General features: G+C 63.4%; 10 protein-coding genes, 1 tRNA gene and 1 pseudogene. 5 read left to right on the top strand and 7 right to left on the bottom strand.

Translation table 11 applies throughout. The features are described 5' to 3' along the window. A pseudogene (locus A9762_RS28960) lies at positions 1-180 on the top strand (hypothetical protein); the annotation flags it as partial. Positions 181-297: 117 nt separating this feature from the next. On the opposite strand, the gene A9762_RS20260 reads toward A9762_RS28960, so the two are convergent. Continuing rightward, a tRNA-Pro gene (locus tag A9762_RS20260) sits at positions 298-374 on the bottom strand. A 301-nt stretch (positions 375-675) separates the two neighbouring features. Between A9762_RS20260 and A9762_RS20265 the strand changes: the two genes are divergently transcribed. Then, on the top strand, positions 676-2,364 hold the full coding sequence (locus A9762_RS20265; protein WP_069343816.1) for an AMP-binding protein: 1,689 nt from the start codon (positions 676-678) through the stop codon (positions 2,362-2,364). 178 nt (positions 2,365-2,542) lie between these two features. Here A9762_RS20265 and A9762_RS20270 read toward each other — a convergent pair whose 3' ends face one another. Next, the gene (locus A9762_RS20270) at positions 2,543-3,316 is read right to left on the bottom strand and encodes a sulfite exporter TauE/SafE family protein (RefSeq protein ID WP_083254137.1); all 774 of its coding nucleotides are present in this window, start codon (positions 3,314-3,316) and stop codon (positions 2,543-2,545) included. 520 nt (positions 3,317-3,836) lie between these two features. On the opposite strand from A9762_RS20270, the gene gshA reads away from it, so the two are divergent. Then, the gene (gene gshA / locus A9762_RS20275) at positions 3,837-5,426 is read left to right on the top strand and encodes a glutamate--cysteine ligase (RefSeq protein ID WP_069343848.1); all 1,590 of its coding nucleotides are present in this window, start codon (positions 3,837-3,839) and stop codon (positions 5,424-5,426) included. 73 nt (positions 5,427-5,499) lie between these two features. Here gshA and A9762_RS20280 read toward each other — a convergent pair whose 3' ends face one another. The 5 genes from A9762_RS20280 to A9762_RS20300 all read right to left on the bottom strand — a co-directional run bounded on the left by A9762_RS20280 (position 5,500) and on the right by A9762_RS20300 (position 10,689). Next, positions 5,500-5,823 (bottom strand): AzlD domain-containing protein, encoded by a 324-nt coding sequence (locus A9762_RS20280; protein WP_069343817.1) that lies wholly within the window; start codon positions 5,821-5,823, stop codon positions 5,500-5,502. After that, positions 5,820-6,632: an AzlC family ABC transporter permease gene (locus A9762_RS20285; protein WP_240493646.1), complete on the bottom strand. Its 813-nt coding sequence runs from the start codon at positions 6,630-6,632 to the stop codon at positions 5,820-5,822. The genes A9762_RS20280 and A9762_RS20285 overlap by 4 nt, the downstream gene beginning before the upstream one ends. A 241-nt stretch (positions 6,633-6,873) precedes the next feature. Beyond that, complete coding sequence (locus A9762_RS20290; RefSeq protein ID WP_371443124.1) at positions 6,874-9,384, bottom strand: penicillin-binding protein 1A; 2,511 nt, start codon at positions 9,382-9,384, stop codon at positions 6,874-6,876. A 250-nt stretch (positions 9,385-9,634) separates the two neighbouring features. After that, the gene (locus A9762_RS20295; protein ID WP_069343818.1) at positions 9,635-10,267 is read right to left on the bottom strand and encodes a LysE family translocator; all 633 of its coding nucleotides are present in this window, start codon (positions 10,265-10,267) and stop codon (positions 9,635-9,637) included. A gap of 119 nt (positions 10,268-10,386) precedes the next feature. Beyond that, on the bottom strand, positions 10,387-10,689 hold the full coding sequence (locus A9762_RS20300) for a hypothetical protein (protein WP_069343819.1): 303 nt from the start codon (positions 10,687-10,689) through the stop codon (positions 10,387-10,389). A 334-nt stretch (positions 10,690-11,023) separates the two neighbouring features. Between A9762_RS20300 and A9762_RS20305 the strand changes: the two genes are divergently transcribed. Beyond that, positions 11,024-12,646, top strand: a complete 1,623-nt coding sequence (locus tag A9762_RS20305; protein ID WP_069343820.1) for a methyl-accepting chemotaxis protein — start codon at positions 11,024-11,026, stop codon at positions 12,644-12,646. Between the two features lie 169 nt (positions 12,647-12,815). Continuing rightward, entirely contained in the window at positions 12,816-13,232 is a 417-nt protein-coding gene (locus A9762_RS20310) for a hypothetical protein (RefSeq protein ID WP_069343821.1), read from the top strand. Positions 13,233-13,443: the final 211 nt, after the last annotated feature.

The following is a 13,443-nucleotide window of genomic DNA, read 5'->3' on the forward strand; positions in this document are numbered from 1 at the left end:
AACCACCCGCTGATGAAGCGCTTCCACAAACCGGGAAGCGAGAAGCGGTCGGTGATCATCATCCGGCCCGACGATTACGACGACTGGCTGGCGGCGCGCTCGATCGATGAGGCGCGGTCGTTCGTGACGCTGCCAGATGCTCAAATAATGAGCGCCTCACCCGCGCCGAAATCTGCGTAGGACTCCTACGCGGTCACGGAAATATTAGAAAGTTTCTAATATTCTAGCCTTCCTGCACAAAAAAATAGCGCCATGAAAAAACCCGCACAGCCAAAGACTGTGCGGGTTTTTCAATTCTGGTCGGGGCGAGAGGATTTGAACCTCCGACCACCTGCACCCCATGCAGGTACGCTACCAGGCTGCGCTACGCCCCGTGAGAGATGCGTCGTTGAGATACATCGCTCGAAAGAACGCGATTATAGCAGAGCTTTTTGCGGGAAAGATAGGGGACGTGCGCGTCTGGCGCATCTTTTTTTGCTTCTGCTTCGCTCGCACGCATCAAGTCATTGAATCGCTTCCATTTTTCGCGCATCGCAACGTCCCGTCTATCGCGCGAAGACCGCTATTCCACTGCTCGACTTCCCCATGATGGTTATCCCGAATGTCGGATTCGGAAGGCCTCACGATAATGGAAATCTGCCTATATCCATTGCCCATGAGGCTCGGAGACAAGCGATGCCGCACACCCAGGGATTCGGCGACGCACGTGACCTGCTGCTCGCGCAGCGCGCCCATTACGACGTGGCGTACCGTGATTTTCGCTGGCCAGTCCTCACTCACTTCAACTGGGCACTCGATTTCTTCGATCCCCAGGCAGAAGGCAACGACACCCCGGCACTATGGGTCGTCGAGGAAGACGGACGCGAAACGCGTCTCTCCTTCGCCGACATGTCGGCTCGCTCCAATCGCGTCGCTAACTTCCTGCGCGAACACGGTGTTGCCCGCGGCGATCGCGTGCTGCTCATGCTGCCCAATCAGGTCGAGCTGTGGGACCTCATGCTCGCCTGCATGAAGCTCGGCGCCGTCATGATTCCCGCGACAACGCTGCTCGCCGCCAACGATCTCACGGACCGACTCGAACGGGGCCGCGTGCGCCATGTCGTCACCACGTCGCGAGATGCCATCAAGTTCGCGAATCTGCCCGGCGACTATCAGCGTATCGCCGTCGGCGATCACCCGCCCGACGGCTGGACATCGCTCGCTCCCGCCTACGACGCCCCGGAACACTTCTCGCCCGAGGGCGCCACGCTCGCGACCGATCCGCTGCTGCTGTACTTCACGTCCGGCACGACCTCGCGTCCCAAGCTCGTGCTCCATACGCATCAGAGCTATCCCGTCGGTCACCTCGCCACCATGTACTGGATCGGCCTCCAGCCGGGCGACGTCCACTGGAACATCAGCTCGCCTGGCTGGGCGAAACACGCATGGAGCTGCTTCTTTGCACCATGGAATGCCGGCGCCACCATCTTCATCTACAACTTTTCCCGCTTCGACGCGCGTGCCGCCCTCGAGACCGCAGCCCGCTGTGGCGTGACCACGCTGTGTGCGCCGCCTACCGTCTGGCGCATGATGATTCAGGAGGATCTCACCCGTCACCCGGTGAAATTCCGCGAGCTGATCGGCGCAGGCGAGCCGCTCAATCCCGAAGTGATTGATCAGGTCAGGCGCGCGTGGAACATCACCATTCGTGACGGCTACGGGCAAACGGAAACGTGCTGTCAGATCGGCAACTCGCCGGGACAGGTCGTCAAGGCCGGTGCGATGGGACGACCCATGCCCGGGTATCGCGTCGTGCTGCTCGATCCGGATGGCAACGAGGCCGACGAAGGCGAGGTCGCGCTGGTGCTCTCGCCGCGTCCGACCGGCCTGATGCAAGGCTACGAAGATGATCCCGAGAAGACCGCCGACGCCATGCGAGACGGCTATTACCACACCGGCGACGTCGCCATGCGTGATGACCGGGGGTATTTCACTTACGTCGGTCGCGCGGACGATGTCTTCAAAGCGTCCGACTATCGCATCAGCCCGTTCGAGCTGGAGAGCGAAATCATCAAGCATCCGGCGGTGGCCGAAGCCGGTGTTGTGCCAAGCCCGGACCCCGTCCGGCTGGCCGTGCCGAAGGCCTTCGTGACACTGCGCTCCGGGTTCCAGGCGGACGACAAACTCGCGCTCGACATTCTCCGTTTCTGCCGCGATCAACTCGCTCCGTACAAGCGCATTCGCCGCATCGAATTCTGCGATTTGCCGAAGACGATCTCCGGTAAGATCCGGCGCGTGGAATTGCGTCGCACGGAGGAGGGGCGCAGTCTCGAACTGCGCCGCGATATGGAGTTCTGGGACGTCGATTTCGCCGACTTGAAGTGAGTTGCGGCGACCCGATTCGCCGGTTCAGGGATTGGGCGCGCCGTAGAACTTTGCGGCGCGAAAGGGCATATGGTCGTACGGGCGAAAGTGCATGAACGCGGCCACATGAAGGCAGCCACATGGGCGCATCACACATCGCTCCGGAGTGCTGCCCCGTCAGCGAGGTCGCCGAGGTCGTTCAACGCATGTGCTGAATCACCAGTTCAGCGCCGAGCATGGCGAGGCCGACGAAGAAGCATCGGCGGAACACCGGTGCGCTTACGCGGTTTCGCACCCACTGCCCGAAAAACATGCCGCCAAGTGCGGGAGCGAGCGCCAGTAGCGATACGCCGATGGCATGACCATGGAAGATGCCGTCGCGCGCCAGCCCGGCCGCCAGTGCGATGGTCGAGACGGTGAATGACAGCCCCAGCGCCTGCACGAGATCGTCCTTGTCGATATCGAGCGCCTGAAGGAACGGCACGGCCGGGATCACGAACACACCGGTCGCCGCCGTCACCAATCCGGTGATCACGCCAATACCGCCGCCGAGCGCACTCACGCGCGAACCGGACCACGCTTTCGGGACTTGCAGACGCACCGCCGCCAGCCCGAGCGCCGCATAAGCCAGCAGCGCGACACCCAACGCCATGCCCGCCAGATTGCCGCCATTGGCGAGCCAGCCACCGCCCGCCCACGTGCCGACGCAGATACCCGCGAGCATCGGCCACAGGCGTTTCGCCAACGCGGCAAAGCGGGGGCCTGCCAGGAGTTGCCAGACGTTGGTGACCAGCGAGGGCACGATGAGCAGGGCCGCCGCCTCGGCGGTCGGCATCGCGAGGCCGAGCAGACCGACGGCCACCGTCGGCAAGCCCAGCCCGATGACACCTTTGACGAATCCGGCCAGCAGGAAGGTTGCGAGGCCCAGCGCGAGCAGGGGCAGAAGATCGGTGAGGTATTGAGTATTCATCATGACGCCAGTATCGAGGCGCGCCGGTGCGCCGCCAATGCGGCATTCACGCAGGCGGACTCAGGCAGATACTGAGGCTCGACGTAAGCCCTCGTGGGCCTTTCGGGGACCCGACGTTGCGCTTTGTTGAGGCCGAGGTTGAAGCCAATATCGGGACGGATCGTCAGCCCACCACCGATGTCGGCATGGTCCGGACGTCCCGAAAAGCGGACCCGAGGAGGCGGCCGACGCGGTTTGGCGTTTTCAGTTATGCTCAGGCCAAATTCGCGCCGTGCCGCGCATCGTGCGCGTCCTCCGGAGTCCAGATTCCGGTGGTCGTGCCGCTGCCGTCGGCACCCCGTAGACCTCCGTATGCCGCTCGTCGCCGACGCCCACACCGATCGTGACTCTCTCAGTCGTCACGATGGTCCCGCCGGCGACAGCCATGCCAAAGCACTGCGCTTGTCCAGAGGGATGGAAGTTGGAAAACCAGAATCGTCAAAACGAACACACCGCTCACGCCGGCCAATCTGACGCTCACGCGTTGCTCGATCAGCGCCTCGCGCTTCTCACGCAACCGGCGCATCGCGACCTGCTCGGTCAGGGCCTGTCGGGCATCGAACGGGAAACGCTGCGTGTCGAAGACAACGGCGCACTCGCTCTGACGCCGCATCCGCGTGCGCTGGGCTCCGCCCTGACCAACGAAGAAATCACGACCGATTACTCGGAAGCGCTGCTCGAATTCATTACGCCGCCGCAACGCGACGCCGCCGATGTCATCGCCCGTCTCGACGAAATCCATCAGTTCGCCTACCGCAAGCTCGGCGCAGAACTGCTGTGGAGCGATTCGATGCCGCCCGCGCTGCCGCCGGAGGCGGTCATTCCCATTGCCGATTACGGCACGTCGCACATCGGCATGCTCAAGCATGTCTATCGACGGGGACTGGCGCTGCGCTATGGCAAACCGATGCAATGCATCGCCGGCATTCACTACAACTTCTCGCTTGCCGAGCCGGTGTGGGAGTTGCTGCGCGAAGCGGAAGGGGCGAAGGAGTCCGCACGCGACTATCAGTCGGCGCGTTACGTGGCGCTCATCCGCAATTTCCGCCGTTATAGCTGGCTGCTGATGTATCTGTTCGGGGCATCGCCGGTGCTGCACGCCGAGTTCCTGCGCGGACGCAATCACGGTCTCGACGCTTACGACGAAGGCACGCTCGGTCTGCCTTACGCCACAAGCCTGCGCATGAGCGATCTCGGCTATCAGAACAGCGCGCAATCGGAAGTCTCGCCTTGCTACGACTGCCTGCCGAGCTATATCGATGCGCTCACGCAAGCCGTCAGCCAGCCGCATCCGGCCTACGAGGCACTCGGTACGAAGCGCGACGGCGAGTGGATTCAACTCTCGACGAACCTGCTGCAAATCGAGAACGAGTTCTACGCGACGATCCGCCCGAAGCGGGTGACGTACAGCGGCGAGCGTCCGGTGCAGGCGCTGGCGCGTCGCGGTGTTCAGTACGTCGAAGTGCGTTGCGTCGATATTGATCCGTTCCAGCCGGTGGGCATCGACGTCGACACGGCGCGTTTCATCGACGCCTTCCTGCTGTTCTGCGCGCTGGAAAACAGCCCGTCGTGCTCGAACGCCGAGAACATGGAAAACCGCGACAACTTCGCGCATGTCGTGAAAGAAGGTCGCAAGCCGGGGCTGGTGCTGCATCGCGGTGGCGAAGCGATCACGCTGTTCGACTGGGCCGAGGAACTGCTCGATCGTATCGATCGCACGGCGGCGGCGTTCGACGCACAACGTGGCGGCGCGCACTACGCACACTCGATGGCGCTGCAACGTGCCAAGGTGCAGGACGTATCGCTCACGCCGTCTGCCCGCGTGATGGCGGCGCTCGAACCGCTGCGAGGGACGCAGGGCGGTGCGTTTCAGGCGTTCTCGCTGGCGCAGAGCAAGCGTCACGCACAAACGCTGCGGGACATGCCCCTCGATCCGGCCGTGGTCGATCACTTCGAGACGCTCGCGCGCAAGTCGCTCGACGCACAGGCCGAACTCGAACGCACGCAGGTCGGTGACTTCGATGCCTTCGTGGCGGCCTACCGGGCAGGCACGCTGGGCACGGTGACTGTCTGAACCGTCTGACGGTTACGCCGGGCGGATGCGCCCGGCGAGACATGAGAAAAGCGCCTCGCGAGGCGCTTTTTTCTTATCCGAGAACACCCAGCTGCCAGCCGAAAAACACGGCCAGTCCCGCGCCGATGGTGAGCAGTTGATGTCGCGTGGCCGCGCACACGGCAATCGCCACGAGTGCCGCCACGAGTTGCGGATTGCGCCACGTCAGTTCGAGACCGTTGCTATGCGGCGCGAGCGTCATCGGCACGATGATCGCGGTCAGTACGGTGACGGGGACGAACGACAACGCCTCACGCAGCCATTCCGGAAATCGCACGCGATCGCCAAGCACGAAGATGCTGGCTTTGACCACGAACGTCACGGCCGCCATCCCGAGAATTGCCAGCACGTAGTTCATTGTGTGGCTCCTGCGGAAACTTCCTCTGCACGTATGCCGGAACGGTCGTCCGACGCGTTGCGCTCAACCGGTTCGCCCGCCTTCGGGCCGGACGTCGGGCGTGCACCGTCACGACGTCTGGCATGCAGCGCGAGCATGCCCGCAGCGATGCCCAGCGCGACCGCGACCAGCAGGCCCAGCTTGTAGGGCAGCCCCTGACATACATACGCGGCCGTGCCCGCGACGACGGTTGCGACGGCCCACGGCATGCGCGCCATCTGCGGCACGATGATCGCAATGAACGTGGCCACCATCGCGAAATCCAGTCCCAGCGTTTGCAGGCGAGGGAAGGCGGCGCCAAACAGCAGGCCGGCGAGCGTCCACAGTTGCCAGTTCACGTACATCGAAAGGCCGGAACCGAGGAAGTACCAGTGTCCCATCGGGTCATCGGGGTGGCGATGGAAGTGACTGCTGGTGACGGCAAAGGTCTCGTCCGTCAACAGAAAGCCCATCAGTGCACGCCAGCGCAGACTCAGATGCTTGACGTGAGGCAGCAGATTGGCGGCGTACAGCATGTGACGCAGATTGACGATCAGCGTCGTTGCCCAGAGCACGGCGTAGCCGACGCCCGTCGCAAACAGACCGGCAGCGATGAACTGGCTGGAGCCGGCGAATACGGAAAGCGACATCAGTTGGCCGTGCCACAGCGCGAGCGGTGTGGTGGCGACGAGCGCCCCGAAGATCAGGCCGAACGGGGCCGCGCCGACGATCATCGGCAAGGTGTCGCGGGCGCCTGCGGCAAAGCTTGCCGTGCGGGACAGAACCGGCATGGTGAGACGTTCCTGGGTTTGGGCTTGAGTGGATTGGCGCGAATCTGAGCAAAATCCTGGCGAATTGCACGTCGCACCCCGAGCATAGCGGTAACGTCCGGGGCAGGCTTGTACGTTCTTGCGCTCGGTGCCGTTGGCGGGGCGGCGAATGCAAAAACGGCCACCTGATCGGTGGCCGCGGCATGGAATCCCGGCGCTGACGAGCCGTCATGTCCTTCAGGACGGTAGTCTCGTCAGTGGTTCAGGGATGCTTGAACATATCGAGGATGCGCGCCTTTTCGCTGGCATCGGTACCGCCGGGTGAGGGCGGTTGCGCCGCAGCGGGCGGCGGGGCGGCCGGCGACGGCGAGTTGCTGCCGAAGAACGGCAACGAGAAGCCGCCACTGTTGTCGTCGATGCCGATGCTGGCGACGAAACCGTTGCCGGGCAGCTTGTCCGACTCGTACAGCTCGCCGTTCACGACGCTGACGCCCTCAGGCATCGGCATTTGCTGCTGCGGCACGCCGTTGAGTGCCACGCCCATGTACTTGATCCACACCGGCAGCGCCAGTTGCGCACCGAACTCGCGGCTGCCCAGGGTCTTCGGCTGATCGAAGCCCAGCCATGCGACGGCGACGAGCGATCGCTGATAGCCGGCGAACCAGCCGTCCACGGCGTCGTTGGTCGTCCCCGTCTTGCCGCCGATGTCGGTGCGCTTGAGCACGTTCGTGCCCGAGCCGGTGCCGCGTTGCGCCACCGTTTGCAGCAGGCTGTTCATGATGTAGGCGTTCGGCGCGGAGATCGCGCGGGCGGCGTTGACGCCGGCGACGACCGGCGTCGCCTTGTTCAGCACGTTGCCGCGCGCATCGCGAATCTCGCTGATGAGGTACGGCGCTACGCGGTAGCCGCCGTTAGCAAACACGGCATACGCACCCGCCAGTTGCAGCGGCGTGGTCTGTCCTGCGCCGAGCGCCATCGGCAGATACGGCGGCACCTTGTCGGCGTCGAAGCCGAAGCGCGTGGCGTAGTCCTGGGTGTACTGCGTGCCGGCGAATTGCAGCAAACGAATCGCCACCAGGTTCTTCGAGCGTTGCAGACCCTCGCGCACGGTCATGGGGCCGCTGAAAGCATCGTCGTCATGCGGATCCCACGCCTGACCGCCCGTTTGTGCCGGGGGCAGGTTCAGCGGGCCGTCCATCACCATCGTGGCCGGGCTCACACCCTTTTCGATCGCCGCCGAGTAGACCACCGGCTTGAAGGTCGAACCCGGCTGACGCCATGCCTGCGTCGCTCGGTTGAACTTGCTCTGGTTGAAGTCGAAGCCACCGATCAGCGCGCGGATCGCGCCGTCGTCCGGTGCCAGCGAGACGAGCGAGCCTTGCACTTCCGGCAACTGCGAGATGCGCCACTTGCCGCGCGCATCCTTCATCACGCGAATGATCGAGCCCGGACGGATGCGAACCTTCTCGCTGGCCTTGGGCGACAGTGCCGGGGCGGCGAAGCCGATGCCATCGCCGTTGATCACGGCGGCGTCGCCCGACAGCGGCACGGCGGTGACTTGCGACGTGCTCGCCGCCACGACCACGGCTGCGACCAGATCGCCGTTGTCGGGGTGTTCGAGCAGCGTGTCTTCGATCAGTTGCTGACGATCGGGCATCGCTGCCGGCAGTTCGACGAAGCCCTCCGGGCCTCGATAGGCATGGCGGCGCTCGTAATCGAGCACGCCCGCGCGTACCGCTTCATAGGCAGCCTGCTGCTTCTTCGAGTCGAGCGTGGTGATGACCGTCAGGCCGCGCGTGTAGGCGTCGTCCTTGTACTCGTCGTACACCGCCTGACGCACCATCTCGGCCACGTACTCCGCATGCACGTTGTACTCGTTGCCGGACGTGCGCGTGCGAATCGGCTCATGCAGGGCGTCTTCGTACTGATTGCGGGAGATGTAGCCCAGATCGAGCATGCGCTTGAGAATGTATTCCTGACGAATCTTCGCGCGCTTGGGGTTGACGATCGGGTTGTAGGCGGAGGGCGCCTTGGGCAGACCTGCGAGCATCGCAGCTTCGCCCAGCGAGATGTCCTTGAGGTCCTTGCCGAAATAGATGCGCGCTGCGCTGGCAAAACCGTAGGCACGTTGCCCCAGATAAATCTGGTTCATGTACAGCTCGAGAATCTTGTCCTTCGACAGCGCGGACTCGATCTTGTACGCGAGCAGCATTTCGTAAATCTTGCGGGTGGCCGTCTTCTCACGCGAAAGGAAGAAGTTGCGCGCGACCTGCATCGTGATCGTACTGGCGCCTTGCGCGGCGCCGCCGTGCAAAACGTCGGACACGCCGGCACGCAGAATACCGATGAAATCCACACCGCCGTGATCGTAGAAACGGTAATCCTCGATGGCGAGGACCGCTTTTTTCATCACGTCGGGAATCTGATCGATGGTCACCAGACTGCGGCGTTCTTCACCGAATTCGCCGATCAGCACGTTGTCGGCGGTGTAGACGCGCAACGGCACCTTGGGGCGATAGTCGGTGATCACGTCGAGTGGCGGCAGATTCGGTCGCATGACGATCAGCGCATAGCCGACGATCAGGGCCGCGACAACGGCCAGCCCGGCCAGCGTGGCGAGGATGACGGCAATCGTGCCGAATCCGCGCTGGCGTCGCAGACCGTGGAGGGAAGGCGTGGCGGCGTGCGGCGACGGCGCCTGCTGCGTGATGACGGGGGACTTACGGTGCGCGTGATGCGGCGCACGAGGCGGCAAACAATGCTTCAAGGACATACCCAACGAAAAATGCAGGATGGGAACAGGCCGGCCGGCCTAGCGCTGCGTGGATCCCCGCCGCGCGGCGAAATCGGTGCAGTATGCCACGCCCGGGGCATCACCCTCCAAAAAAATGGGAGGGGCGAGGTCGCAACGAGGGCGGCGAACTGCGATGGGTTAGAGCGACGTCGGCGTCCGGCGTTCGCAGAACGCCCGGTGACCGCGTACCTAATACCCATCGATGACAGCGTAACGGTGTCGCGAACGTTCAGCGACGGGCTTCGGTCGCCATGCGCAGCGCCAGTGCGCCGAGCACGCCGCCCATGAGGTAGCGCTGGATGCGCAGCCACGCGGGGCGTTGACCGAGGAATCGGGAGATGGCGCCGGCAGACAGCGCGATGGAGGCGTTCACCGCCACGCTCGCCACGATCTGCGTGACGCCGAGCGCCAGAGACTGCGTAAGCACACTGCCGTGCTCGGGGTGCACGAACTGGGGCAGCAGCGCGAGATAGAGCATCGCAATTTTCGGATTGAGCACAGACGTCAGCAGGCCCATCGTGAAAAGGCGGCGATTGCTGTCTTTGGGCAGCGTACGGACTTCGAACGGCGAGCGGCCGCCCGGCTTGAGCGCCTGCCACGACAGCCAGAGCAGATAGAGCGCACCGCCGATACGCAGTGCGTCATAAGCAAACGGTATGGCAAAGAGCAGGGCCGTGATACCGAACGCCGCGCACAACATATAGAAGACGAAACCGAGCGCTACGCCACCCAGCGAAACCAGACCGGCCGCGGGGCCCTGGCATAGCGAGCGCGAGATGAGATACATCATGTTCGGTCCCGGCGTCAGGGCCATGCCGATGGCGACCAGGGCAAAGGCCAGCCAGGTGGAGATCTCAGGCATTGGAGTGGCGTCCCGAACGCTCGATGCGTTCGAGTCTCTTGTTAAGGGCAGGCTGCAAGATACCACGCTGACTGCGGACTCGCCGATTCAGTGAGACCGAGCTGTCACAGCGTGCGAATTCAGCCCAGCCGTTTGAGAAAAACCGTCATTTCCTTTTCGGCTTGCCGGTCACCGTGGGCCTGCGCTGCGGTAATGCCGCGTGTCCAGGCGTCGCGCGCGCCTTCGGTATCGCCAGCGCCCTGACGCGCCTTGCCGAGCAGCTTCCACGCCGCGGTATAGGTGGGATCGAACGCCACGCACTGCGTCAGATGCTCAGCGGCGATCGCATAGTTTTGTGCGTCGAGATACGCCTTGCCCAGACCAAAACGCAGCAGCGCATTGTCTTTGCCGGCGGCCAACAGTTTCTCAAGTCCTTCGATCATGATTCGAATATATTGAATGTATATATAAAAAACGTAATAAGATCTCGCAGGCTCCCCCCAAGTCACCCGCAGCATTGCGCGGTCCTTCAGTGCCGATTTTCCGGCGCACCCCGGGACTTTCGTTTCGGTCCGCAACACGTCGCCATCCGTACATCCCGGACGCGAATCTGTTGATATCAATCAATCCAGAGCGCACCGACATCTTGGCCTGAAGGCACGTAAACCCGCAGGATGCTCAAGTCTGGCGTGCGAAACGCCGATGTGACAAGTATGACCGGCCCGCTAGAGGCCGGACAGGGGTGAGATACCCATTACGTAAGACGGAGACGACAGCATGTTTCGAAGCTTTTCGATCAAGGCGCGCCTTGGCATCACCATGGCGCTGTTGGCTGTTTTATTGATTCTGCTGGGCGCATTGGGCATTGCCGGCATGACACGCACCGGCGATGCGCTGCGCGAGACTTACGCCAATCATCTGGCCGCCACGGTGGCGCTCGGCAAAGACAACGCCACGCTCGCACGCACTCGCGCCATTCTCGATCGGGTGGTCCTCCATCCCGAATCGCCGGATGCCGACAAGGTCGCCGCGCGCGCACGCGGCATGATCAAGGAGGCGAACGCGGCATGGGTGGCGTATCAGGCCCTGCCGCACGGTGCCGAGGAACAGCGTCTGGCAGACGAGGTTGCCACGCGCCGCGCCGCGTTCTTCGATCAGGGCATGGATCCGATGCTCGCCGCCATCGATGCCCGCGACCGCACCGCGATGGACGAGCTCACCATGAACGTCCTGCCGAAACAGTACGCCACGCTCACGAGCGCGAGCGACGCGTTGGCCGCGTACAAAATGAAGCTGGGACACGACACCTATGAGGCGTCGATGACCGAGCTCATGGCGTTTCGCTGGCTGAGCATCGGGGCGACGGTATTGGGCGTGCTCATGGCCATCGCCTGCTATTTCTCCTTGCGGGGCGCGATCATGCGTCCGCTGAACGAAGCGCTGACGCATTTCGAGCACATCTCCGCCGGTCAGCTCGACAACCCGGTGCAAGTGCGCGGCAAGGACGAGATGTCGATGCTCATGCGCGGGCTGGAGACGATGCAATCCCGGTTGGCCGGCACGATTCGCGGCGTGCGTCATAGCTGCGACGCGATGGCGACCGCCACCGCAGAAATTTCGGCGGGCAATACCGACTTGTCGGCACGTACCGAGCAGCAGGCAGCGTCGCTGGAGGAGACGGCGTCGTCGATGGAGCAGTTGACGGCCACCGTCAAGCAGAACGCGGACAACGCGCGGCAGGCCAGCCAGTTGGCCGTGAACGCGTCGGACATCGCTGCGCGCGGCGGTCAGGTCGTGGCGCGTGTGGTCGATACGATGCAGGGCATTTCGACGAGTTCGTCGCAGGTCGTGGACATCATCGCGGTCATCGACGGCATTGCGTTCCAGACCAACATCCTGGCGCTCAACGCGGCAGTGGAAGCGGCTCGCGCCGGCGAGCAGGGACGCGGCTTCGCCGTGGTGGCAGGCGAGGTGCGCACGCTGGCGCAGCGCAGCGCGACGGCAGCGCGGGAAATCAAGGGACTGATCGAGGCGTCGGCGCAGAAGGTGGCCGACGGCTCGTCGCTGGTCACGGAAGCGGGCCGCACGATGGACGAGATTCTTCAGGCCGTGCAACGCGTGACCGACATCATGGGCGAGATCTCGGCGGCGTCCGACGAGCAGAGCGGCGGGATCGAGCAGGTGAATCAGGCCGTCACGCAGATGGACACCGTCACGCAGCAGAACGCGGCACTGGTAGAGCAGGCCGCGGCGGCCGCGGCGTCGCTGGAGGATCAGACGAATGCCCTTCGCGAGGAAATGGCGCGTTTCCGTCTGGGAGACGAGGGCACGGTGGCGGGCGGCGCGCGCCGTCCGGCCTTGCACTCGGTGGGTGGCTCGACATTGTCGCTGGCTGCCTGAGTTGTCTCGCAGCGAGAGGCTGGAAGCGCACTTTCGGGATGGCCGGCGTTGTCGGCAAAGCGCGTTGCGATGGTATCCCCGGGAAGGCATCGGATGGGCGTGTTCATGGCGGTGGCGCGCCGAACCGGGTAACATTGCCCATCTTTTTCTCAGTTGAGGATGTCGAAGTATGAAGCGAGTGGCGCTGATGGCGACGATGGCAGTGCTGACCGGCGTAATGGCTGGTTTGGCCGGTTGCGGCCCGATCAATCAGATGAGCCGGCCCGACCCGGCAACGGGGCGACTGCTCGACCAAGGCACCAGCGCAGACCGTTTCATGGTGCTCAACTGTATCTATCACGGCTGGGGCGAGCTATCGCCGAACGTCGATTCAACGTCGTATGCGCGTGACGGCTGGGATCGCGTGCGCGTATATGCCGGTCCCGACAAGGCCGGGCAGGCCACGTACAACCCGTACGTCGACATCGCGCAGGGCGGCTTCGGTGCACGGATCCAGTATTTCGAAACGCCCGGCAGCAACCTCTCGCGAGACTATGAGAAGACGGTCAAGCGCTGCCTCGTGCCTTACGCGGGAAGTAACGACTGATCATCGTTTCGGCAGTGCCCGGCGAACGTCCGCCGTCTGAATGACTGAGAAGCCCCGGCATATTTGTGCCGGGGCTTCGTCGTTTCTGCGGCATGCCTTCACCGTCCTCGAAGACAGGCTCGCCGCATCGTGATTCGTCTTTAGAAATTAAAATAATGACATTCAAGATTCATATATTAATTTTCCATATGAGCATGGCTGATCCAGGAAA

Origin of the sequence: Pandoraea sp. ISTKB (assembly GCF_001721285.1) — a bacterium.
GTDB classification, from domain to species: Bacteria; Pseudomonadota; Gammaproteobacteria; order Burkholderiales; family Burkholderiaceae; genus Pandoraea; species Pandoraea capi.

Excerpts from the sequence above, each read along its gene's own strand:
- A9762_RS20270 (WP_083254137.1), bottom strand. The coding sequence starts at position 3,316 with ATGATGAATACTCAATACCTCACCGATCTTCTGCCCCTGCTCGCGCTG.
- A9762_RS20300 (WP_069343819.1), bottom strand. The coding sequence starts at position 10,689 with ATGATCGAAGGACTTGAGAAACTGTTGGCCGCCGGCAAAGACAATGCG.
- A9762_RS20290 (WP_371443124.1), bottom strand. The coding sequence starts at position 9,384 with ATGTCCTTGAAGCATTGTTTGCCGCCTCGTGCGCCGCATCACGCGCAC.
- A9762_RS20310 (WP_069343821.1), top strand. The coding sequence starts at position 12,816 with ATGAAGCGAGTGGCGCTGATGGCGACGATGGCAGTGCTGACCGGCGTA.
- A9762_RS20280 (WP_069343817.1), bottom strand. The coding sequence starts at position 5,823 with ATGAACTACGTGCTGGCAATTCTCGGGATGGCGGCCGTGACGTTCGTG.
- A9762_RS20285 (WP_240493646.1), bottom strand. The coding sequence starts at position 6,632 with ATGCCGGTTCTGTCCCGCACGGCAAGCTTTGCCGCAGGCGCCCGCGAC.
- A9762_RS20305 (WP_069343820.1), top strand. The coding sequence starts at position 11,024 with ATGTTTCGAAGCTTTTCGATCAAGGCGCGCCTTGGCATCACCATGGCG.
- A9762_RS20265 (WP_069343816.1), top strand. The coding sequence starts at position 676 with ATGCCGCACACCCAGGGATTCGGCGACGCACGTGACCTGCTGCTCGCG.
- A9762_RS20295 (WP_069343818.1), bottom strand. The coding sequence starts at position 10,267 with ATGCCTGAGATCTCCACCTGGCTGGCCTTTGCCCTGGTCGCCATCGGC.